Genomic DNA, 849 nt, shown 5'->3' with positions numbered 1-849 from the left:
ATCCGTTGAGATTGCCATGGGTTAGTCCCTCCCTGAATTTATGGATAGTGTGTAGAAATCGCCTGGTATTTCTATGGGGTAAGACCTACTAAATGCGCAGTTAAGCGAGTATTGCCCGGGCGATCCACTCGGGCAGGTTACATAACTCTGCGCCCCATACTTCAGGTCAATGCCATTCAGCATAAATGACTGTTTTCTACCGTCTTTTCGTACAATGTATATATTGATGGCGGTGAGTTCCCATCGACACACGCCCATTCCGTAGTAGTTCGACGGCTCGTACATATCCCGGTAAACGAATCCTTCATACCCATCATGTCCTGTGATAGCCACTTTTAATGTGGGGTCCATCGTGAAAATTGGCTTCATACCACCCAGCGCCATTCCGTAATCCACCGGCAAGCATGAATCATCAGCAATGTTATATTGCAATCTTCCACGCATACCTTCGATCACGGCGCTTTGACCCGTTATCGAAATATCTAATCGCTGCCGCTCGTGCGGCGCGGGATTGGTCCTTACATCCGGGGCAGGTACTCTCTCAGTGCGGCCGCATCCGAGACATAGTGCATAGAGCAACGTCAGTGTAATTAGGCTTATCTTCCGCATGAAATTCGATCCATTCGTCTGATAAATTTTGTCAACATTTTCGGCATAAAAGCCGACCTTTGCTAATTTGGAGAAGATCGAATCCAGGCTCACCATCCTAAACTTCGAGCTAAATTTGAGCTTGTTTTTTCGTCCTGTGCTTCGGTGTGAAGGACGAGAAGGCCCAGTCGAACTGGTAGCACCCATTACCGTTTCATAGGCCTGTTCACCACCGCAGCGCGCTTGTTGCATATACCGGGC

Annotated in this window: 1 protein-coding gene; it reads right to left on the bottom strand. The window is 48.4% G+C overall.

All coding sequences use genetic code 11. The annotated features are described in order from the left end of the window. Positions 1-21 precede the first annotated feature (21 nt). Positions 22-849, bottom strand: an 828-nt coding sequence (locus ACQGNJ_RS00045) for a hypothetical protein (RefSeq protein ID WP_426687206.1), incomplete at its 5' end; no start/stop codon positions are given.

It is taken from the genome of Rhodanobacter ginsengiterrae, assembly GCF_050026815.1.
Classification (GTDB): domain Bacteria; phylum Pseudomonadota; class Gammaproteobacteria; order Xanthomonadales; family Rhodanobacteraceae; genus Rhodanobacter; species Rhodanobacter ginsengiterrae.
Note: the sequence above shows the minus strand (reverse complement) of the source record. Positions and strands in the feature narration are given on the sequence as shown.